This window comes from Pseudomonas sp. StFLB209 (genome assembly GCF_000829415.1).
Lineage (GTDB): Bacteria > Pseudomonadota > Gammaproteobacteria > Pseudomonadales > Pseudomonadaceae > Aquipseudomonas.
Genome location: NZ_AP014637.1, coordinates 3,255,641 through 3,276,437 on the forward strand (window position 1 = coordinate 3,255,641; position 20,797 = coordinate 3,276,437).

The following is a 20,797-nucleotide window of genomic DNA, read 5'->3' on the forward strand; positions in this document are numbered from 1 at the left end:
TGAATTGAACGAACTATTATGAATATACTCATGGCAACCGCCGACCATCTAATGATCGACAGGCGTATTCTGCAGGAAGCCAGAACGCTTGTCGGTCAGGGGCATCAGGTGATCCTGCTGGCGGGCTTTGAATGCCAGCGGCGTGAATCTTATGTTCATGATGGTATTAGAATTGAGCGTTTCGCTTTCGACTGGCAAGACTCGCGTTTTTCACGAATTGCCAGGCGTGTTCACTGGCTGCCCGGTTCTGGCATATACCGCCAGGCATGGCGTGTGTTTCGCGCCTGGGCCAATCGCTATGCAGCCCTTGATTCGTTTGAGTATTTCATTTTTGAACGAATGATGGAGTATCAGGTTGACCTTTTGCATGTGCATGACTTTCCCATGCTTGCCCCGGCGATCAAACTGGCAACTGCCCGCCAGGTCCCCCTGATTTATGATGCCCACGAGTTATATTATGCTCAGGTACAACTGCCCAAGGCTGTTCAAGCGCGCTACAAGAAGAAAGAAGCCGCGCTGATAAAAAAGGCGGATGTGGCAATTACGGTCAACCCTTATATCGCCAGGCTGATGGCTGATCGTTATTGCGTGCCGGCCCCGGAGGTCATCATGAATGCTGCGGCGCGAGTACCTGTGTTGCCGGGTTCGCCTTTGCGTGAGCGTTTTGGTCTCAGCGCAGATGCCAGGATTCTGCTGTATCAGGGTTGGATTTGCGAACATCGCGGCATTGAAAAAATTGTTCAGGCAGCGGCACGTTTTGACCATCAGATTTATTTTGTGATCGTGGGCTATGGCGCATTTGAAGACGCACTGAAGCATCAAGTTGCCGAGTTGAATCTTAGCCACCGTGTCTTGTTCTTCGGCGGTGTTGCGTCTGACCAGTTACACGCGCTGACCTGTGATGCCGATCTGGGGATCATTCCTTACCATGGCGTCGACGAGAATAACTACTTTTGCAGTCCCAACAAGTTATTCGAATTTGCGATTGCCGAACTTCCCTTTATCAGCAATGACTTGCCCTTTCTTCGTGATATTGCCAATCAATACGGTAACGGTGTGATGGCAGACCTTGGTTCACCTGAGGCCATTGCCGACAGTGTCAACCAGCTCTTTGCCGATGAGGCGCACCTGGCATTTTTGAAACGCGGCGCTGCGGTTGCTCGCGAGGATCTCAATTGGGACGTAGAAGGCCAGAAGCTACTGGCTATCTACCAACGATTTACAGGCTGATCCAGCGCTCTTTGCTTGGCTGTCGATTGCCCCGGATCAGTCTTTAATCCGTTTGACCTTAGGTGTTTTATGTGTGGAATCGCAGGGATTATCAGTATTTCGGGATCAGCTGAGTCGATCACGGATTCAACCCGTCGAATGATGAATGCCATTGCTCACCGTGGGCCGGACGGGGAAGGGCTATGGGTGGACTCTGCCCTGCCTGTAGCGTTGGGGCATCGCCGCCTGGCCATCATCGACCCCGAACACGGCAAGCAACCCATGCTCACCGCAGATGGGCGTTTTATCGTGGTGTTCAACGGGGCGATCTATAACTACCTGGAGTTGCGTCGTGAACTGATCGGCAAGGGCCACCCGCTTCACAGCTATTCGGACACTGAGGTCTTGCTGCACGCCTATCGCGAATGGGGCGAGTCGGTGGTGGATCACCTGGTGGGCATGTTCGCTTTCGCCATCTGGGACCGCCATGAACATAAACTGTTCTGCGCCAGGGACCGGATTGGCATCAAGCCGTTTTACTACCATTTTGATGGCAAGCGCCTGCTGTTCGCCTCCGAGATCAAGGCGATTCTGGCTGATGGCTCGGTGCCGGCCCAGGCTAGCCACCAAGGTTTGCAGGATTACCTGACCTTCCAGTTCTGTCTCGATCAGAAAACCCTGTTCAAAGGTATTGAAAAGCTCGAACCCGGTCATTGCCTGACGGCCTGGTATCAAGGCGATGCCCTCAGGATCCGCTGCCGCCAGTATTGGGATGTGCAGTACAACATCGACGAAGAACATGACGAGCGCTATTTCATCGATACGCTGTCAGGCCTGATCGACGATTCGATTCGCCTGCACCTGCGTTCGGATGTGTCATTGGGGGCCCACCTGTCTGGTGGTCTGGATTCAAGTGCCATCGTTTGCCTGGCCTCGCGCATGCTCGGCAGTGAGTCGATAAACACCTTTACCGGGGCGTTTCACGAAGGTCCGCAGTTCGATGAGACACGCTATGCCAAGGAGGTTTCGGCATTTGCCGGCACGGCCTACAACGAAGTCTACATTCCGGCCGGTGATGAATTGGCTGATCTACTGCCGCGTCTGATGCATTTCATGGACGAGCCGGTGGCCGGTCCAGGGGTGATTCCACAGTATTACGTTGCGCAACTGGCCAGCCAGCATGTGAAGGTCGTCATGGGCGGGCAGGGCGGTGATGAGCTGTTTGTCGGTTACGCCCGTTACATGGCGGCCTACCTGGAAAAGTGCCTGTCCGGGGCCATTTACCAGACTGCCAGCCAGCGGCGTTATGCGGTATCGCTGGAGTCAATCGTGCCTAACCTGCCGCTGCTGGCCAGCTATCAGCCGATGCTCCAGGGGTTGTGGAAGGATGGCCTGTTTGGCGCCCATGACCTGCGTTACTTCCGTTTGCTGGATCGCAGCGAGGGCATGAGCCAGCTGTTCAATCAGGACGTGTTGCGCGGTAATGGTGATTACTCGCCCTTGGCGTCGTTCCAGCGCATCTTCAACCGCGATGGGCTGCACTCGCTGGTCAACCAGATGACCTACTTCGACCTGAAGGGTTCGTTGCCAGCGCTGCTGCATGTCGAGGACCGCACCAGTATGGCGGCGTCCATCGAGTCGCGGGTGCCGTTGCTCGATCACCGGATTGTCGAGTTCATGGCGACCATCCCTCCCAACGTCAAGTTTGCCAATGGGCGGATGAAACACCTGTTCAAGGAGTCGGTGCGCAGCGCCGTGCCGACGAGCATTTTCGAGCGCAAGGACAAGATGGGGTTTCCGACTCCCTTGACCCAGTGGACCAAAGGTGTGGCCCGGGATTTTGTCCGCGACACCCTGCTTGGCCAGCGGGCCCGCCAGCGCGGCCTTTATAACGTGGCCGCGGTCGAAAAAGCCCTGGGTTGCGAGCGAGAGTTCGGCCGGGTGGTGTGGGGGCTGCTGTGTCTTGAACTGTGGCACCGCAACTTCATCGATGCAGATGCGTAGCCTGGAGGTGATTGAAATGCGCCGGGTGTTGATGCTCTGCAACGATCGGCAGATTGATCGACGGATCATATTGCAGGCCGACAGCCTGCAAGAGGCTGGTTGGCAGGTGACGATTCTGGCCATGCCGCTCGATGAAGCGGGTGCCCCGGACGACTCGCGAGTCTTGCGCATTGGTTCTGCCAGTGAGGCGGCAGCACGCCGTGAAAACCGCGTTCTGGAATTCTACCGCCTGGTGCGCCGTTACCTGCCGATGAATGGCTGGTTCATGCGGCTGCTGAAATCGGCGGCCTGGCGCTTTGTAGTCGATCAGGAGCGCTTCTATCTGAACCTGTTTCTGGCAACTGGCCGTAGGCATTTGGCCGAGGTGGTGGTTGCCCACGATCTGCCGATGCTGGCCGTCGGGCGTGCCTTGGCCGCCGAGTTTGGCGCCCGGCTGGTCTACGACAGCCATGAACTGTATTGCGAGCAGGAGTTTGCGCGCTGGCAGCGGGCAACCTGGGCACAGATAGAGCAACGACATATATCAGCCTGCGACCGGGTGATCACCGTCAACCCGTCGATTGCCGGTGAGTTGCAAAGGCGCTATGGGTTGGCCAGGGTGTCGGTCATCCATAACGCTGAGCGTATCGGCCCGTTGCCGCCGCGTTCCAACTACTTGCATGAGCATTTTGGCATTGCGGCCGGCCAGCGAATTCTGCTGTTTCAGGGCGGCTTGTCAGCCGGTCGCCATCTGGGGCAACTGGTGCAGGCCATGGCCTTGCTCAAGAGCAGCGATGTGCACTTGGTTCTGCTGGGTGATGGCCAACTGGCCGAGGCCCTGCAGCGCACGGTGGTCCGCCTGCGGCTACAGGATCGGGTGCATCTGCATCGGGCAGTGCCCCAGGCCCGGTTGCTGTCGATTAGCAGCGCGGCCGATGCCGGAATCATCCCTTATCAGCCCATTTGCCTGAACAACTATTACTGCACCCCTAACAAGCTGTTCGAGTTCATTGCGGCCGGCTTGCCAATCCTGGCCAGTGATCTTCCTGAACTGCGCCGCCTGGTCCATGACCAGCAGATTGGCAAGGTCGAGGACCTGAGCAGTGTGGCCCGTCTGGCGGCTGCAATCGATGATCTGTTCGCTGATCGACCCCGCTTGCAGGCCTGGCGCAATACCGTGGAACAGGTACGCCAGACTCAGAGCTGGCAGTGTGAAGGCGAGAAGCTCAAGCAGATCTATGAGGAACTCCGATGAAAGTCGCAGTGGTTTATCAGTATTACCAAGGCCATCAGGCGCCAGGGCATTCGCTGGTCTTCGAGTTGACCCAGCATTTGGCCGGGCAAGGGCATGAAGTGACGGTAGTATCCGGTGAGACCGGCTATATGCAGGCCGATCCGGCTGTGCTGCCCTGGTACCGGCGTCTGTTGCGCCGTGAGCGCGATGGGGCAGTCAAGGTTATTCGCACCTTCACCTATACCCAACTGCACCGTAGCTATTCAGGTCGCCTGCTCAGTTTTATCTCGTTTTCCCTGAGCGCTCCGCTGGGCCTGCTGGGCCTGCGCCGGCCGGACGTCGTACTGGCTTCCTCGCCGCCGATCTTCCCGATGTTTTCGACCTGGCTGGTATGCAAACTACGCGGTATCCCGCTGGTCCTGGAGGTGCGCGACCTGTGGCCGGAGTCTGCCGTGCAGATGGGGATCCTGCGCAACCGGCTGCTGATTTCAGTGATGTCATGGATGGAGCGGCTGCTCTATAACCAGGCGGTGCGAATTGTCGCGCTGACCACGGGAATACGCGATGACATCGTCGCCCGTGGCTGGCCCGCCGAAAAACTGCAGGTAGTGACCTGCGGCGTTGACCGCGACATGTTGTTTACCGACCTGCCGGCCGGGCAGCGGATACGCCGTCAATTGGGCTGGCAAGACTGCCATATCGTTCTGTACCTGGGGGCGATGGGCGAGGCCAATAATCTGGATGTGGTCCTCGATGCCGCACGCCAAAGCCACGGCAAGCCGGTGCGTTACCTGCTGATTGGTGATGGCATGCGCAAGCCCTGCATACAGGCGCGCGCACAGGCGCTTGGGCTCGATAACGTGCTGATTTTGCCGCCCATACCCAAGGATCAGGCGCGGGCCTACATTAACGCTGCCGACCTGTGTGTTGTCACGTTGCTGGATATTCCGCTGTTTCGGGGGGCAATCCCCACCAAACTGCTCGATTACATGGCCTGTGCGCGGCCAGTGTTGTGCGGCGTGGCCGGGGAGGCCGGACAAATCGTCAAGGCAGCTGGCGCCGGCCTGAACTTTTCCGCCAACGACGGCCAGCACCTTGCCGAGCTGATCGAGCAACTGCGCCATGATCCGGAAAAATGTTTGTTGATGGGCCGACGTGGCCAGGCCTATGTACGCGAGCACTTTGATGCAGCAGTCAACCGTCGGGCTATGGAACAGCTATTGCTGGATTCTTGCCGTGTGGCACTCAAGGCCCCTGCCAGTGGCTAATGACCAGCGCTATGGCTTGGGGTTGGCGTGGCTGGCCAGCCGTTCGAGGGCGGCGCGCAGTTTGGGGTCGCTGATACCCTCGGCAGTGGCCTGGATGTTTTCGGCAGCGCTGATCGACAAATCGATGGTATGGGTCGCTGCGCCCTGGGGCGGCGAGGGGGGCTGGACCTTGAACTGGATGCGCATCAGGCTGGCGAACTCGTCGAACATCGCCAGCTGGCGCTGCAGCCGCCGTTGCTGGTAACGCAAGCGCGTGGCCCAGTGGCCGTCGGTCACTACCAGCAGCAGACAACCTTCGCGCCAGGAGGCCACCCGGCAGTGTTCGCGGGCTGCCGGTTGCAACTGGCTTTCAAGCAGGCGCTGCAGATGGGTCAGGCGCTCGGCCTGGCGGAAGATCGCCCGTAGCGGCTTGGCGTCACGTAGCAGTACGGCAGGGGAGCGGGCGTCGAGGGGGCGGAAGGCCATTGATGCGTTGCCTTGGGAAAGCGAGGCTGCAATATTAACAGAAAGTGGCGTGCTTGCCCGGCGGGCTGCTGCTGTGCCGGGCTGCGAACGAGGCGGGTGACAAGTTTCATCAACGTCGAGCCTTGAAGTCGGATAAAAAGCCCCCATTGAAACACTGCCCCCTAACAGCGCTGTGCCAGCATCGTGGAATAACGCCACTTTCCTCACCATCGTTTCCGGGTAGAATGCTCGTTCGCATGCGACCATGAGGGTCGCACGGGCGACTCACGGGGCCGCCCTCCATTCCTATGTGTGGAAGATCCTGTCGATATGTTTGCGCCTTTGTTAAAAAAACTTTTTGGAAGCAAGAACGAGCGTGAAGTAAAGCGCATGCTCAAGACGGTACAGATCGTCAATGCCTTCGAAGAGAAAATGGTAGCTCTTTCGGACGAGCAACTGCGCGCCAAGACCGAAGAGTTCAAGGCCCGCATAGCGAAAGGCGAAACCCTCGATCAACTGCTTCCTGAAGCCTTTGCCGTTGCGCGTGAAGCCGGCAAGCGGGTGATGGGCATGCGCCACTTCGACGTCCAGCTGATTGGCGGCATGACCCTGCACGAGGGCAAGATCGCCGAGATGCGTACCGGTGAGGGCAAGACCCTGGTCGGTACTCTGGGTGTCTACCTGAACGCGCTGTCCGGCAAGGGCGTGCACGTGGTCACGGTCAACGACTACCTGGCCCGGCGTGACGCCAACTGGATGCGTCCGTTGTACGAATTCCTCGGCCTGACCGTAGGCATCGTCACGCCATTCCAGCCGCCGGAAGAGAAGCGCGCAGCCTACGCCGCCGACATCACCTACGGCACCAACAACGAATTCGGTTTCGACTACCTGCGCGACAACATGGCGTTCAGTGTCGAAGACAAATTCCAGCGTGAACTCAACTTCGCCGTGATCGACGAAGTCGACTCGATCCTGATCGACGAAGCCCGTACGCCGCTGATCATCTCCGGCCAGGCCGAAGACAGCTCGCGCCTGTACACCGAAATCAACCGCCTGATTCCAAAGCTGCGTCAGCACATCGAGGAAGTCGAAGGCCAGGTGACCCAGGAAGGCCACTTCAGCATCGATGAGAAAAGCCGCCAGGTTGAACTCAACGAGGCCGGTCACCAGTTCATCGAAGAGATGCTCACCGAGGCCGGCCTGCTGGCCGAAGGCGAGAGCCTGTACTCGGCGCACAACCTGGGCCTGCTGACCCACGTTTATGCCGGTCTGCGCGCGCACAAGCTGTTCAACCGCAACGTCGAGTACATCGTCCAGGACGGTCAGGTGCTGCTGGTTGACGAGCACACCGGTCGGACCATGCCCGGCCGTCGCCTGTCCGAAGGCCTGCATCAGGCCATCGAGGCCAAGGAAAACCTGAACATCCAGGCCGAGAGCCAGACCCTGGCATCGACCACCTTCCAGAACTATTTCCGCCTGTACACCAAACTTTCTGGCATGACCGGTACGGCAGACACCGAAGCGTTCGAATTCCAGCAGATTTACAACCTGGAAGTGATGGTCATTCCGCCCAACAAGCCGTTGGCGCGCAAGGATTTCAATGACCTGGTGTACCTGACCGCCGAAGAGAAGTACGCCGCGATCATCGCCGACATCAAGGCCTGTGTGGCCGAGAACCGGCCGATCCTGGTCGGTACCGCGACCATCGAGACCTCGGAACACATGTCGGCCCTGCTGCGCAAGGAAGGCATCGATCACAAGGTTCTCAACGCCAAGTTCCACGAAAAAGAAGCCGAGATCATCGCCCAGGCGGGCCGTCCGGGCGCGCTGACCATCGCCACCAACATGGCCGGTCGTGGTACCGACATTCTGCTCGGCGGTAACTGGGAAGTCGAAGTCGCCAACCTGGAGAACCCGACGCCTGAGCAGATCGCCCAGATCAAGGCTGACTGGCAGAAGCGTCACCAGCAAGTGATCGAGGCCGGTGGTCTGCATGTGATCGCCTCCGAACGTCACGAATCGCGTCGTATCGACAACCAGTTGCGCGGTCGTGCCGGCCGTCAGGGCGATACCGGTTCCAGCCGGTTCTACCTGTCGCTGGAAGACAGCCTGATGCGCATCTTTGCCTCTGACCGGGTGAAGAACTTCATGAAGGCGCTGGGCATGCAGTCTGGTGAGGCCATTGAGCACCGCATGGTGACCAACGCCATCGAGAAGGCTCAGCGCAAGGTCGAAGGCCGTAACTTCGACATCCGCAAGCAACTGCTGGAGTTCGACGACGTTGCCAACGAGCAGCGTAAAGTGATCTACCACATGCGTAACAGCCTGCTGTCGGCCACCAACATTGGCGACACCATTGCCGAGTTCCGCGAAGAAGTGCTGAACAACCTGATCAGCCAGCACATTCCACCGCAGTCGCTGCCCGAGCAGTGGGACGTGGCTGGCCTGGAATCTGCGCTGGTGTCGGACTTTGCCGTCAAGCTGCCTGTGCAGCAGTGGCTGGACGAAGACGACCACCTGCACGAAGAGACGCTGCGTGAAAAACTGCTGGCCGAACTGCTGACTGCTTACAACGAGAAAGAAGAACAGGCCAGTGCCGACGCGCTGCGCACCTTCGAGAAGCAGATTCTGCTGCGCGTGCTCGACGACCTGTGGAAAGACCACCTGTCGACCATGGATCACCTGCGCCACGGCATCCACCTGCGCGGTTATGCGCAGAAGAACCCGAAGCAGGAGTACAAGCGCGAGTCGTTCAACCTGTTCCAGGAACTGCTCGACTCGATCAAGCGCGACACCATCCGTGTGCTGTCGCACGTTCAGGTCCGCCGCGAAGACCCCGAGGAAGAAGAAGCCCGTCTGCGCCGCGACGCCGAAGAGCTGGCTCAGCGCATGCAGTTTCAGCATGCCGAAGCGCCAGGTCTTGAACAGGTAGCCGCTGGCGAGGTTGAGGAGGGCGCCGAGGTTGCTGTGGCCAGCGCGCCGGTGCGTAACGACCAGAAGCTGGGTCGTAACGAAGTGTGCTGGTGTGGTTCGGGCAAGAAATTCAAACACTGCCACGGTCAGATCAGTTAAGTTCTGAGCGTTTACACCCACGCCGCGACCGGTCTTGCCGTCGCGGCGTTTTACCATTGATCGCCGTACCGATGAGCGGACGGCGCAGATAAAGCTCAAGGAGCGCACGCATGGCTGTTGGTCTTGGTCCTTTGCCTACATTGCACCCGGTTCCCGGTTTTGAACTGGGTATCGCCTCGGCCGGTATCAAGCGTCCGGGGCGCAAGGATGTAGTGGTGATGCGCTGTGCCGAAGGCTCCAGCGTTGCCGGTGTCTTCACCCTCAACGCTTTTTGCGCGGCGCCGGTGATCATTGCCAAACAGCGCGTTCAGGGCAGCGTTCGCTACCTGCTGACCAACACCGGCAACGCCAACGCCGGCACTGGCGAGCCAGGTCTGATCGCGGCCAAGCGTACCTGCGACAAGCTCGCACAGCTGACCGGCGTGCCTGCTGAGGCCGTATTGCCATTCTCTACCGGTGTAATCGGTGAGCCGCTGCCGGTCGAAAAGATCGAAGGCGCTCTGCAGGCCGCCCTGGACGATCTGTCGGTCGACAACTGGGCTGCTGCTGCCACTGGCATCATGACCACTGATACTCTGCCCAAGGGTGCCAGCCGTCAGTTCCAGCACGAAGGCGTGACGGTCACTGTGACCGGCATCAGCAAGGGCGCGGGTATGATCCGCCCGAATATGGCCACCATGCTCGGCTACATCGCCACCGACGCCAAAGTTGCGCAGAGCGTGCTGAAGGACTTGATCCTCGACGGGTCGAACAAGTCGTTCAACCGCATCACCATCGACGGCGATACCTCGACCAACGACTGCTGCATGCTGATTGCCACGGGGCAGGCTGATGTACCAGAAATCAGTGAAGCCAAAGGGCCGTTGTTCGAGGCACTGAAAAAAGCCGTTTTCGACGTCTGCATGGAAGTGGCCCAGGCCATCGTCCGTGATGGTGAAGGCGCTACCAAGTTCGTGACTGTCGAAGTCAACGGTGGCGGCAACCACCAAGAGTGTCTGGATGTCGGCTACGCCGTAGCGCATTCGCCGTTGATCAAGACCGCACTGTTTGCCTCGGACCCGAACTGGGGCCGGATCCTGGCTGCCGTTGGCCGTGCTGGCGTGCCGGACCTGGATGTCAGCAAGATCGACGTGTTCCTCGGCGAAGTGTGCATCGCCAGCAAGGGTGGCCGCGCCGCGACCTACACCGAAGCCCAGGGCTCCGAGGTGATGGCCCGCGAAGAAATCACCATCCGCATCGAGCTGGGCCGTGGTGATTGCAGCGAGACCATCTGGACCACCGACCTGTCTCACGAGTACGTGAAGATCAACGCCGAATACCGCACCTGATTGGTAGCCGCTCCTGTCTGCTGTACAGGAGCGGCACATCGCCCATCCGGCTCAACCCTGTGAGCCATGTAACATGTCGCGGCACCTGATCGTTGGTCATCCGTGCGACTTCTGCTGGTTACTGCGCGCCTCACGTCCTGCGAGCGGCACTGCTGATGACCTTTCAGGTATACACCGACACCATTTACCAATGGCCTGCTTTCCAGCGCTGGTTGCAGGCAGGCCAGGAGGAACCCGAGTTGTGAAACGAGTCCACGTAGTGGCGGCCGTGATTCGCGGTCACGATGGCCGAATTCTCATTGCCCGACGCGCCGATACCCAGCATCAGGGTGGCCTGTGGGAGTTTCCCGGTGGCAAGGTCGAGCAGGGTGAAACACCGCGTGCCGCCCTTGGCCGCGAGTTGCAGGAAGAGCTGGGCATTCAGGTCGAGATGGCGCGGCCGTTGATCCGGATTGCCCACGATTATCCGGACAAGCATGTGTTACTGGATGTCTGGGATGTATCGGCATTCAGCGGTGAACCCCACGGCGCCGAAGGCCAGCCGCTGGCCTGGGTCGCACCTCGGCAGTTGGCCGATTACGAGTTTCCAGCCGCCAATGCACCGATCGTCGCGGCGGCTCGCTTGCCCAGCGAGTACCTGATTACTCCAGAGGGGCTGGAGAACGGCGAGTTGTTGCGCGGCATGCAAAAGGCCATCGCCCAGGGTGCCAAACTGCTCCAGCTGCGGGCGCCGCGTGGCTACGATCCGGCCTATCGCGACCTGGCGGTGGATGCCGTTGGCTTGTGCGCCGGCAAGGCGCAATTGATGCTCAAGGGGCCGTTGGAGTGGCTAGGCGACTTCCCGTCTGCCGGCTGGCACCTGACTGCCGAACAACTGCGTAAATACGCCAGCCGTGGCCGCCCGTTCCCGGTCGAGCGCTGGCTGGCCGCCTCGTGCCATAACGCTGAAGAACTGAGCCTGGCGACGCAGATGGGGGTGGACTTCGTCACCCTGTCGCCGGTGCAACCGACCCAGACCCACCCTGAGGCGCAACCATTGGGCTGGGAGCAGGCGACGCAACTGATTGCCGGTTTTGGCAAGCCTGTGTTCCTGCTGGGCGGGGTTGGCCCACAACATGTTCAGCGCGCCTGGGACTGCGGTGCTCAGGGTGTGGCCGGTATCCGCGCGTTCTGGCCAGCGGATAATTGATACCGGCTGTAGGACTAATGCCGATCAGTTAAGCGATTTCCGGCTCAGCTCGGTCTCGGTGGGAGGGGGCTAGCCGGGATGCCGGACCACCCCGAAAGGGCCAGTAAAACCGGCACATCTGCCGTGGATGTACCACTGCATTCGTCGGCAACCGGAGCGCCTGCCGGCCACTCCCACCGGATCGCGTTGATCCTTGACTGATCGGCATTAGCCTGTAGGACCGGCTTTAGCCGGAAAGCTTTTCGTTGCTAAAGCGGATCGTCGCCCGGCAACTCCTACGGTTTGGGCGCCGCCTGCCAGAGAATCTCTGCCACGCCCTGGCGGCGGGCGATCAGCCGGGCGGCGACGAACAACAGGTCTGACAGCCGGTTGATATAGGCCAGCCCCACGCCCTGCAACGGCTCGCTACTGTTGAGCTGCTGGCAGCGGCGTTCGGCGGTGCGCGCGGCGCTGCGGCACACATGGGCCTGAGCAATGAGTGCTGAGCCACCGGGCAGAATGAAATTCTCCAGCGGCCCCAGTTCTTCATTCCACAGGTCGATCGCGGCCTCCAGGCGTTCAATTTCGTTAGTGTCCAGCGCCTGATAGGCCGGCATCGCCAATTCACCGCCCAGATCGAACAGCCGGTGCTGGCAGGGCGCCAGAACCTGGATCAGTTCGGCCAGCGCCGGGTACTTCTCGCTCTGTTGCGTTAACCCCGCCAGCAGCAAGCCCAACTGACTGTTGAGGGTGTCGACCTCGCCAATGGCCTCGATACGCGGATGATCCTTGGGCACCCGGCGTCCGTCGCCCAGCCCGGTTTCACCACGGTCACCCTGGCGTGTGTAGATTTTCGACAGACGAAAGCCCATGTACGTCGCTCCTGATCAAAGCTTGCTGATGATGTGCGCCGGCACCATGACTTGATTGGCGTCCAGCGGCAGGCGCAGGGTGAAGCAGGTGCCCTGACCGATAGTCGACTGCACCTCCATCTGGCCCTTGTGGTTATTGGTGATGATGAAGTACGACACCGACAGGCCCAGCCCGGTGCCCTGGCCAATCTCCTTGGTGGTAAAGAACGGCTCAAAGGTGCGTTTGCGCACGTTTTCTGTCATTCCTATGCCGTTGTCTTCGACCTGGATTTCGGCCCACGGCGGGTTGAGCCGGGTTCTGAGGGTGATGCGACCCGGTTCGCTGTTTTCCGGGCGCTGGTGGATGGCCTGGGCTGCGTTCTTCAACAGGTTGAGCAGCACCTGCTCCAGCTCATTGGCGGTGCAGGGCACCGGCCCCAGTTGCGGATCAAACTGCCGAATGATGTGCTGGCCCTTGAAATCAAAGCCCACGGTCAGATCAAAGTCGTTGCTGGCGATCTCCAGCGCCTGGTCGATCAGCGCTGGCAGATCGCATGGCGCCAGTTGCCGATTGCTCAGGCGGCTGAAGTTGAGCATGTGGCTGACGATCTTCGCCGCCCGTGCACCGGCCTGCTGGATGCCGTCGAGCAACTGCGGGACCTCGCGGCCAATCAGGTATTGATTGACCAGTTGCAGGTCGATGCCGTCGCTCTGGGCTTGTTCAAGATTCTTCGGCAGGTCCGCAGACAACCGACGGCGGATGTTCTGCACATTGTGCAGGATCGCGCCCAGCGGATTGTTGATCTCATGGGCCATGCCGGCTGCCAGGCCGCCGACCGAGAGCATTTTCTCGGACTGCACCATCATCTCTTCCAGCGAGATGCGCTGGGTGATGTCATCGATACGGATCACCACGCCGCGGCCCGCATCGCCACTGAGCGGGTAGAAGGTCACTGCGTAATGGCGCGGGACATCGTGTTTGATCCAGGTCACCCGCTCGATCAGGGTGACCTTGTGTTGTTCTACGGTGTGTTTGAGTTGTGGCATGAACGCCCGCATCGGTTCGAAGGCGATGAAAATCGGCTGGTTGAGCGCTTCGTCCAGCGGCGTCTCCGATAGAAGCGTGGCTTGCTGATTCCACTGGGTGACGTAGAGCTGTTCATCCAGGGCAATCATCGCTGAGGGCATCGAGTCGATGATGCTGTTCAGGTAATTCTGAAATCCGGTGAGTTTCTTCTCGATCTTGCTGCGCACCTGGACTTCCAGCTCCAGCTTGCGGTTGGTGCGGCGGGTTTCTTCAGCCAACCCATGGGCCTGGTCGAATGCCTCCTGAGCATCATCGCGGGCGCGTTTGAGCTGCTGCTCCCGGGCTTCAATGCGCGCCAGCATGGTGTTGAACGCCGAGGCCAGGCTGCCGATTTCATCTTTGTTGCCCGTGCGCACCCGCAGTGCGTAGTTTTCTTCACGGGTCACCTGACGTGACAGTTGTTCAAGCTGGTAAATGGGCTCGGTGATCAAGCGGCGAATCTGCCGGGCCACCACGATCCACAGCAGGATACTGAAGATCAGGATGCCGACACTGGCGGTCAGCGTGCCGCTGTAGAACGCGCCGGGCAACTCGCTGCTGGCCACCAGCAACAGATGGCCAGGCGCCTGGTCGCCCTTGGGCACCGGGATCAGCTGGGTGCTGCGAAATTCGGTCAGGCGCCAGTTCTGGATCTCGTCATACAGCAGCGGCAGCTCCAGTGGATCGCCCTGCTGGTGTTGTGCCAGGCGAGTGCCGTCATTGTCGTAGACCGCCGCTGCGCGCAGCGGGCCGTAACTTTTCAGTTCGTGGAGCAAGGCCTGGGCGTCGGCGGGGGAGTTCAGCGCCCGCTCGTTGAGGTAAGCACTGCTAATCAAACGGCCGATGGTTTGCAGCGCTTGCGGCGCCATGGCTTCCTGAGAGATGTAATAGGCCGCGCTGATGAAGGTCAGGTTGGCGACCAGTAATACGGTGGTCAGCAGGACCAGCAGCGCGGCCAGCAGCTTCTGGCCTACCGGCAGGTTGTCTAGGCGCTGGCGCAGTTGCATAGGCACGTCACGGAGCGAGGATTGGAAAGCGCAGGGTAGCGCGGGCTAGTCGCTACGCAAACCCTTGCTGGCCAGATGTTGTGCCAGACGCCGGTGCAATTGCTGCAAATGAGGCAGCGCATATTGATGGCGCTGCGCCGCCGCACAGGCGTAACCGAGCAGGTAACTGATTTCGGTGCGGCGGCCGTGCGCGACATCCTGGTACATCGACGAGAAGTTCGCCGCCGTGGCCCGGATCACCCTCAGCACTTCTTCATGCAGATCGCTCGCGGCTGCCGGTTGGCCGCAACACTGCAGCAGGCCGGTCAGTTCATCGCACAGGGTCGCGACCTCGCAGGGGTGTTGCAACAGATCGCCGTTACGGCAGCTGTGCAGCACGGTCAGCGGATTGATCGCGCAATTGAGTGCCAGCTTGCGCCACAGGCGGGTCAGGATATCCGGGGTCCATTGGTGGGGGATGCCAGCGCTGTGCAGCTCTTCGAGCAGCGCCAGCGGTGGGGCAGGGTCGGCGGCATCGCCCAGCCAGGTGAAGCCGTGCCCGGCAAAGCGCACCTGCCAGTCGGCTTCGCGGAACGCGCCTTCGGTGCTGGAGGCGAAGATACAGCGTGCTTCGGGAATACGGGCCGCTACTGCCTCCTGGCTGCCCAGGCCATTCTGCAGCAGGATGACCTGCGCGCCGGGGACCAGGTGGCTTGCCAGTTGAGCAACGGCCTGCTCGGCATCGTAAGCCTTGCAGGCCACCAGCAGGCGTTCGATCGGTGCACGGTCATCGAGTGTCCGGGCGTCGATGGACAATCGCTCGCAACCCTCTTGAGTCACCAGAGTCAGATGACTGCCGTGGTTGCGATACTGCGCCAGGCGAGCTTGATCGCGCAGTATCAGGCAGACCGGCAAGCCGGCACGGGCCAACCGAGTGGCCCACAGTGTACCGAGGCTGCCGGCGCCGAGGATGTGCCAGGTCTTCATCAGCCGTTCGCAACCGAAAATGGGGTACAAGATGCACGCATGCAGATGAAGGCTCGCAGTAAAGGCTGGAAAAGTCCCGTTATAATGAGCGCTCTTTCGTACCGTCAAGTCACGCGTGTGGGTGAATTACCGAACACGCCGTTCATCTGGAGAAAATACATGCCTTCGTTCGACGTAGTGTCCGAATTGGATAAACACGAAGTCACCAATGCCGTCGACAACGCGATCAAGGAGCTGGACCGCCGTTATGACCTCAAGGGCAAGGGTTCTTTCGAATTCAACGATAAAGACCTGGTCGTGACCCTGACCGCCGAGGCAGAGTTTCAGCTCGAAGCGATGATCGAGATTCTCAAACTGTCGCTGGTCAAGCGCAAGATCGACGTCAAATGCCTGGAAGTCAAAGACCCCTACGCTTCCGGCAAGGTCAGCAAGCAGGAAGCGACCCTGCGCGAAGGCATCGACAAAGAGCAGGCCAAGAAGATCGTTGCCCACATCAAAGACTCCAAACTCAAGGTCCAGGCCGCCATTCAAGGCGAGCAACTGCGCATCACCGGCAAGAAGCGAGACGACCTGCAGGACGCCATCGCCCTGTTGCGTGCCTACGACGCTGAACTGCCGCTGCAATACAACAACTTCCGCGATTGAGTGTTCCGTCCGGCTGGCCTGCCAGGCCGGCCGGCTCAGCGCTTGATACTGGTCGGCCAGGGAACCCTGGCGGCCTGAGCGCGTCCCACGCAGCGTATCAGCCCTGAAACGACTCCTTTGCTCTGGTGCGGGAGGGTTTTGGCGTTGGCGAAAAACAGGTTTTAAGGAGTAGATGTATGGATTTGAATGCCGAAGTGGACCAGCTGTGGAAGATTTCCCAAGCCTGGATCCCGATGGTCATGCAATACGGCAGCAAACTGTTGCTGGCACTGGTGACCCTGACCATCGGCTGGTGGCTGATTAACCGTCTGACCGACCGGGTTGGCGCCTTGCTGGCGCTGCGTAATGCTGATCGGGCGTTGCAGGGCTTTGTCAGCAGTCTGGCCAATATTGCGCTCAAAGTAATGCTGGTCATCAGCGTGGCATCGATGATCGGTGTCGAAACCACCTCCTTCGTCGCGGCCATCGGTGCTGCCGGTCTGGCCATTGGCCTGGCGCTGCAAGGCAGCCTGTCGAACTTTGCCGGTGGCGTATTGATTCTGCTGTTCCGGCCGTTCCGTATTGGTGACTGGATCGAGTTCCAGAACATGGCTGGTACGGTTGATAACATTCAGATCTTCCACACCATCCTGCGCACCGGCGACAACCGTACCGTCATCGTACCCAATGGCGTGTTATCCAATGGAATCATCACCAATACCAACCGCCAGCCGACCCGCAAAGGCGTGTTCGACGTCAAGGTTGGTTACGACAGCGACCTCAAAGCCGCCCTGCAAGTGTTGCTGGAAATGGCCGACGACCCACGTGTGCTCAAAGACCCGGCGCCCCAGGCGGTGGTCAATGCCTTGGGCGACAACGCCATCGCCCTGCAACTGCGGGTATGGGCCAAAACCGGCGACCTCGGTGATGTGCTGTCAAAGTTCAACCTCGAAGCCCGCGACCGCCTCAAGGCGGCTGGCATTGAAATCCAGTACCAGCAACAAGTGGTGCAGTTGAGCAAGGGTTGAGATCGGTAACGGGCCACCGCAAGCTGCTCTTGCTGTAGCCGCTGCCGTTGATGTTGCTTTTGATCTTCAAGCCGAGATGGCACAGACGCCGCGAATCGGCGCCGGACGGAGGGAAGTCCGCCCGCAGGGCGGACCCAAACCAGAAGCAAGCGGTTTTCCCCTATTTTGCCAAGCTGTATAGACTGGAGACATGGTGGACACGTGTACGGGGACATGGTTGACACTTTCGGCAAGCACATTTGCCGGAATGTTTCGACCATGCCTTGGAACACGAGAGACGCCATGAGCCTGAAAGAAGAGTTCATTACCCTGGCGCGCCAGCCCAGCGCCAACATCAGAGCGCTATGCCGCCAGTACGGCATCAGCCCGCAAACGGGCTACAAGTGGCTCAGACGTTTTGAGCAAGACGGTGAGGAGGGCCTGAAGGAGAAGTCCCGCAGACCGGCTGCCAGCCCCACGCAAACGGCCCCCGGGCTTGAGGCGGAAGTCATTGCGCTACGCCAAGCTCACCCGGCATGGGGTGGTCGCAAGATCAGTCACGTGCTAGATCAGCGCATTTCGCCCAGCACCGTCACCAATGTTCTGCATCGGCATGGGTTGATAACACCTGAGGCCAGTGCCGCAGCCACCCCCTGGAAACGCTTCGAACATGAAGCGCCCAACGATCTGTGGCAGATGGATTTCAAAGGATATTTCCAAACAGGTCAGGGTGTTTGTCATCCGTTGACAATGATCGACGATCACTCGCGCTTCAACCTGGTGATTCAAGCTTGCGCGCATCAGCGTGGACCATTGGTTCAAGAGCACATGACGGAGGTATTTAGGCGCTATGGAATACCGTTGCAGATCAATGTCGACAATGGCGCACCCTGGGGAGCGCCTCGCAACCCCGGCGAGCTCACGCCCCTTGGCATCTGGCTTGTGCGACTGGGCATTCACCTTAGTTTCAGCCGCCCCAGGCACCCGCAAACCAACGGTAAGAACGAGCGTTTTCACCGAAGTTTCAAGGCTGAAGTCTTAAATGGTTGCACGTTCCGTAACCTGAATGAGGCCCAGCAGGCGTTTGATCAGTGGCGGGAGATCTACAACCATCGGCGCCCGCATGAAGCTCTGAATTACAAGACGCCCATGCATCGTTATCGCATCAGCCAGAGAGCGTTCCCCAGGCAGCTCGGCGAGTTTGAGTACGGCCCGGAGGATGTTTTGGTGAAGCCCTATGACAGCCAGTTCCGCTTCAAGAAGCGCTCGTTCCGCATCGCCCATGCCCTGTCGGGTCATACTTTGGCGCTGCGGCCGAGCAAGAAAGGGCCCGAGCACTTCGATGTGTTCTTCTGCCATCACAAACTAAGAACGATCGATTTCAACCAGCCCGATAGCAAGCGATAATGTGTCAACCATGTCCCCGCACACGTGTCAGCGATGTCTCCGGTCCGTACACCAAGCACAAAATAGGGTCGCCCGTCGGGGCGAAACCCGCAGTTCAGACAACCGCAGCAAAGACCCTTGTACAAAAAGAATAGTCTTCGGGGCTGAAGCTGCTCCTGCCGCGTTAAACCTCAGTCTTCTCAAGCGTCACGGCAGGCTTTTGCCGCAGCTCGCGGCTCCACTGCAAGATAATCATGATCAGCGTCGGCACCCCCAGAAGTGCCGTGATCAGGAAGAAATTGTGGTAGCCGAACTTCTCTACCATCACCCCTGAATAGCCGCCAATCAGGCGCGGCAGCAACAGCATGATCGAACTGAGCAACGCATATTGGGTCGCCGAGAAACTCAGGTTGGTCAGGCTCGACAGATACGCCACGAACGCCGAAGTCGCCAGTCCTGAACTGAAGTTGTCCAGCGAAATGGTCACCACCAGCATCTGCACATTCGGGCCCATGTCCGCGAGCATCAGAAACAGGATATTGGTCGCCGCCGAGGCCAGGCCACCAATGAACAGAATCGGCATGATGCCGAAACGTACGATCAGCAGCCCGCCCGCACCGGCGCCGATCAGGGTCATGATCAGACCGAAGATCTTGCTGACACTGGCGATCTGCTCCTTGGTAAAGCCCTGGTCGATATAAAACACATTGGCCATGACCCCCATCACCGTATCGGACATCCGGTAGGTTGCGATCAGCCCCAACAGCAGCAGCGCTTGCCAGCGATAACGCAGGATGAAGTCGTTGATCGGGGTCAGTACCGGCGCCAGGCCGCGACGGCCCATCGCCGACAGGCAAGCGCCGCTGAGCAGCGCGTAGAGGATGGCGCGCAGAAAGGCGCGGTCTTCCAGCAGCAGATCCACCCAGCCGACATTGCCGAACAGCACGCTGGCAAAGTCGGTGTTGTACAGCTGGGTAAACAGCGCCGGAACCGAGACCAGCAGCACGATCAAGACGAAAACCGAGGCCAACTGATGAATGAAACCGTAGCGCGCCGCCGACAACTGGGTACGCAGAGCCACCGGTGGCTCGCGCATGATGAACGTGGTGATCAGCGCCGGCAGCATCAACAGGCCGAATAACACATAGACGCCGGTCCAGGCCGAGTGCTTGTAGGCAAAGCCGGTAGAGCCAAAGCCCTCGGCGAAATACAGCGCGCCAGCGGTCGACAGCAGTGCGGCGACCCGATAACCGGACATGTAGCTGGCTGCCAGCGCGGCCTGCCGGGTGTCGTCGGCGATTTCCAGGCGATAGGCATCAATGGCGATATCCTGGGTCGCAGAGGCGAAGGCGACCACCACGGCAATCGCGATCAGCCAGGACAGATGCTGTTGCGGGTCGCAAAAACCCATGCCAATCAGCCCGAGGATCACCAGAATCTGCGAAAGCACCAGCCAGGAGCGGCGCCTGCCGAGTTTGCCGAGCATTGGCAGGCGCCACTGGTCGAGCAGCGGTGACCAGACCCATTTGAAGGCATAGGCCAGCCCGATCAGGCTGGCGTAACCGATGGTTTCCCGAGCAACCCCGGCTTCACGCAGCCATACCGACAGGGTCGAGAACACCAGCATATAAGGCAGACCGGCGGCAAAGCCGAGCAGTAGCAGCACGAGCGTCGATGGGCTGGCATAAGCGGCGAGCGCGGCGCGCCAGGTTTTACGGGGCATGAGCTAGGGACTGCCTCAGGTAACTGAAAAACAAAGGGCGCACTCTAACCTCACTGCTACATGGGACGCCAGCGATGGCGTTGCATATCGACCCGATTGTTGCGGATGGTAATGCCTTCGGCGCGTAACCGGGCACGCTGCTCGTCACCTGAGGCGGTGCCGGCTGGCAGGCTCAACCGGCCACCGGCCCCAATCACCCGGTGCCATGGCAGGCTGGAGCCTTGCGGCAACTGGCTCAGGGTTCGGCCGACCCAGCGTGCTGCCCGGCCCAGCCCGGCCAGTTGCGCCAGTTCCCCGTAACTGGTGACGCAGCCGGCCGGAATCTGGGCGAGCGTCAGGTACAGGGCGTCGCGGCGCAACTGGGCCGACGACGGTTCGGATTCAGAGGATGCAGGGGGCATGGTCACGGCGCTATCTTGTCCACCCGTGCAGGCTGCACAGAGATTCGAGTGTTTGAACTA

Annotated in this window: 16 protein-coding genes; 10 read left to right on the forward strand and 6 right to left on the reverse strand. The window is 59.8% G+C overall.

What is annotated here, in order from left to right; all coding sequences use genetic code 11:
- Nucleotides 1–30: 30 nt before the first annotated feature.
- The 4 genes from PSCI_RS14515 (at nt 31) to PSCI_RS14530 (ending at nt 5,694) form a co-directional block, all read left to right on the forward strand.
- Nucleotides 31–1,230 carry a glycosyltransferase gene (locus PSCI_RS14515; protein WP_045488042.1) on the forward strand — a complete coding sequence of 400 codons (1,200 nt, stop codon included), beginning with the start codon at nt 31–33 and terminating at the stop codon, nt 1,228–1,230.
- Between the two features lie 69 nt (nt 1,231–1,299).
- Nucleotides 1,300–3,213 carry an asparagine synthase (glutamine-hydrolyzing) gene (gene asnB / locus PSCI_RS14520; protein ID WP_045488045.1) on the forward strand — a complete coding sequence of 638 codons (1,914 nt, stop codon included), beginning with the start codon at nt 1,300–1,302 and terminating at the stop codon, nt 3,211–3,213.
- Complete coding sequence (locus tag PSCI_RS14525; RefSeq protein ID WP_045488047.1) at nt 3,200–4,447, forward strand: glycosyltransferase; 1,248 nt, start codon at nt 3,200–3,202, stop codon at nt 4,445–4,447. The genes asnB and PSCI_RS14525 overlap by 14 nt, the downstream gene beginning before the upstream one ends.
- Nucleotides 4,444–5,694 (forward strand): glycosyltransferase family 4 protein, encoded by a 1,251-nt coding sequence (locus tag PSCI_RS14530; RefSeq protein ID WP_045488049.1) that lies wholly within the window; start codon nt 4,444–4,446, stop codon nt 5,692–5,694. Before PSCI_RS14525 ends, PSCI_RS14530 begins: the two co-directional genes overlap by 4 nt.
- Before the next feature lie 9 nt (nt 5,695–5,703).
- On the opposite strand, the gene PSCI_RS14535 is transcribed toward PSCI_RS14530, so the two are convergent.
- Entirely contained in the window at nt 5,704–6,159 is a 456-nt protein-coding gene (locus tag PSCI_RS14535) for a DUF721 domain-containing protein (protein WP_045488052.1), read from the reverse strand.
- Nucleotides 6,160–6,468: 309 nt separating this feature from the next.
- Between PSCI_RS14535 and secA the strand changes: the two genes are divergently transcribed.
- The 3 genes from secA to PSCI_RS14550 all read left to right on the forward strand — a co-directional run bounded on the left by secA (nt 6,469) and on the right by PSCI_RS14550 (nt 11,727).
- The gene (gene secA / locus PSCI_RS14540) at nt 6,469–9,210 is read left to right on the forward strand and encodes a preprotein translocase subunit SecA (protein ID WP_045488054.1); all 2,742 of its coding nucleotides are present in this window, start codon (nt 6,469–6,471) and stop codon (nt 9,208–9,210) included.
- Between the two features lie 110 nt (nt 9,211–9,320).
- On the forward strand, nt 9,321–10,538 hold the full coding sequence (gene argJ / locus PSCI_RS14545) for a bifunctional glutamate N-acetyltransferase/amino-acid acetyltransferase ArgJ (protein WP_045488057.1): 1,218 nt from the start codon (nt 9,321–9,323) through the stop codon (nt 10,536–10,538).
- Nucleotides 10,539–10,779: 241 nt separating this feature from the next.
- The gene (locus PSCI_RS14550) at nt 10,780–11,727 is read left to right on the forward strand and encodes a Nudix family hydrolase (protein ID WP_045488060.1); all 948 of its coding nucleotides are present in this window, start codon (nt 10,780–10,782) and stop codon (nt 11,725–11,727) included.
- A gap of 275 nt (nt 11,728–12,002) precedes the next feature.
- Here PSCI_RS14550 and PSCI_RS14555 read toward each other — a convergent pair whose 3' ends face one another.
- From PSCI_RS14555 to PSCI_RS14565, 3 genes are read right to left on the reverse strand one after another with little or no spacing between them, the layout of a single operon-like run.
- Complete coding sequence (locus PSCI_RS14555; RefSeq protein ID WP_045488062.1) at nt 12,003–12,578, reverse strand: cob(I)yrinic acid a,c-diamide adenosyltransferase; 576 nt, start codon at nt 12,576–12,578, stop codon at nt 12,003–12,005.
- A 15-nt stretch (nt 12,579–12,593) separates the two neighbouring features.
- Nucleotides 12,594–14,630, reverse strand: coding sequence for a sensor histidine kinase (locus PSCI_RS14560; protein ID WP_045488065.1), 2,037 nt, complete (start codon nt 14,628–14,630; stop codon nt 12,594–12,596).
- Between the two features lie 45 nt (nt 14,631–14,675).
- Entirely contained in the window at nt 14,676–15,599 is a 924-nt protein-coding gene (locus PSCI_RS14565; RefSeq protein WP_144403381.1) for a putative 2-dehydropantoate 2-reductase, read from the reverse strand.
- A 156-nt stretch (nt 15,600–15,755) separates the two neighbouring features.
- On the opposite strand from PSCI_RS14565, the gene PSCI_RS14570 reads away from it, so the two are divergent.
- The 3 genes from PSCI_RS14570 (at nt 15,756) to PSCI_RS14580 (ending at nt 18,634) form a co-directional block, all read left to right on the forward strand.
- On the forward strand, nt 15,756–16,241 hold the full coding sequence (locus PSCI_RS14570) for a YajQ family cyclic di-GMP-binding protein (protein ID WP_045488069.1): 486 nt from the start codon (nt 15,756–15,758) through the stop codon (nt 16,239–16,241).
- A gap of 176 nt (nt 16,242–16,417) precedes the next feature.
- On the forward strand, nt 16,418–17,248 hold the full coding sequence (locus tag PSCI_RS14575) for a mechanosensitive ion channel family protein (protein WP_045488072.1): 831 nt from the start codon (nt 16,418–16,420) through the stop codon (nt 17,246–17,248).
- Between the two features lie 258 nt (nt 17,249–17,506).
- Nucleotides 17,507–18,634 carry an IS481 family transposase gene (locus tag PSCI_RS14580; protein ID WP_045493659.1) on the forward strand — a complete coding sequence of 376 codons (1,128 nt, stop codon included), beginning with the start codon at nt 17,507–17,509 and terminating at the stop codon, nt 18,632–18,634.
- A gap of 163 nt (nt 18,635–18,797) precedes the next feature.
- Here the strand turns inward: PSCI_RS14580 and PSCI_RS14585 are convergent, their stop codons facing one another.
- Together PSCI_RS14585 and PSCI_RS14590 are read right to left on the reverse strand one after the other, a co-directional pair.
- On the reverse strand, nt 18,798–20,336 hold the full coding sequence (locus PSCI_RS14585; RefSeq protein WP_045488075.1) for an AmpG family muropeptide MFS transporter: 1,539 nt from the start codon (nt 20,334–20,336) through the stop codon (nt 18,798–18,800).
- 56 nt (nt 20,337–20,392) lie between these two features.
- The gene (locus tag PSCI_RS14590) at nt 20,393–20,737 is read right to left on the reverse strand and encodes an MGMT family protein (RefSeq protein WP_045494328.1); all 345 of its coding nucleotides are present in this window, start codon (nt 20,735–20,737) and stop codon (nt 20,393–20,395) included.
- Between the last annotated feature and the right edge of the window lie 60 nt (nt 20,738–20,797).

What these genes read in the sequence shown, in the direction of transcription:
- PSCI_RS14515 (WP_045488042.1), top strand. Translation starts at nt 31, where the DNA reads ATGGCAACCGCCGACCATCTAATGATCGACAGGCGTATTCTGCAGGAA.
- asnB (WP_045488045.1), top strand. Translation starts at nt 1,300, where the DNA reads ATGTGTGGAATCGCAGGGATTATCAGTATTTCGGGATCAGCTGAGTCG.
- PSCI_RS14525 (WP_045488047.1), top strand. Translation starts at nt 3,200, where the DNA reads ATGCAGATGCGTAGCCTGGAGGTGATTGAAATGCGCCGGGTGTTGATG.
- PSCI_RS14530 (WP_045488049.1), top strand. Translation starts at nt 4,444, where the DNA reads ATGAAAGTCGCAGTGGTTTATCAGTATTACCAAGGCCATCAGGCGCCA.
- PSCI_RS14535 (WP_045488052.1), bottom strand. Translation starts at nt 6,159, where the DNA reads ATGGCCTTCCGCCCCCTCGACGCCCGCTCCCCTGCCGTACTGCTACGT.
- secA (WP_045488054.1), top strand. Translation starts at nt 6,469, where the DNA reads ATGTTTGCGCCTTTGTTAAAAAAACTTTTTGGAAGCAAGAACGAGCGT.
- argJ (WP_045488057.1), top strand. Translation starts at nt 9,321, where the DNA reads ATGGCTGTTGGTCTTGGTCCTTTGCCTACATTGCACCCGGTTCCCGGT.
- PSCI_RS14555 (WP_045488062.1), bottom strand. Translation starts at nt 12,578, where the DNA reads ATGGGCTTTCGTCTGTCGAAAATCTACACACGCCAGGGTGACCGTGGT.
- PSCI_RS14560 (WP_045488065.1), bottom strand. Translation starts at nt 14,630, where the DNA reads ATGCAACTGCGCCAGCGCCTAGACAACCTGCCGGTAGGCCAGAAGCTG.
- PSCI_RS14570 (WP_045488069.1), top strand. Translation starts at nt 15,756, where the DNA reads ATGCCTTCGTTCGACGTAGTGTCCGAATTGGATAAACACGAAGTCACC.
- PSCI_RS14575 (WP_045488072.1), top strand. Translation starts at nt 16,418, where the DNA reads ATGGATTTGAATGCCGAAGTGGACCAGCTGTGGAAGATTTCCCAAGCC.
- PSCI_RS14580 (WP_045493659.1), top strand. Translation starts at nt 17,507, where the DNA reads ATGCCTTGGAACACGAGAGACGCCATGAGCCTGAAAGAAGAGTTCATT.
- PSCI_RS14585 (WP_045488075.1), bottom strand. Translation starts at nt 20,336, where the DNA reads ATGCCCCGTAAAACCTGGCGCGCCGCGCTCGCCGCTTATGCCAGCCCA.
- PSCI_RS14590 (WP_045494328.1), bottom strand. Translation starts at nt 20,737, where the DNA reads ATGCCCCCTGCATCCTCTGAATCCGAACCGTCGTCGGCCCAGTTGCGC.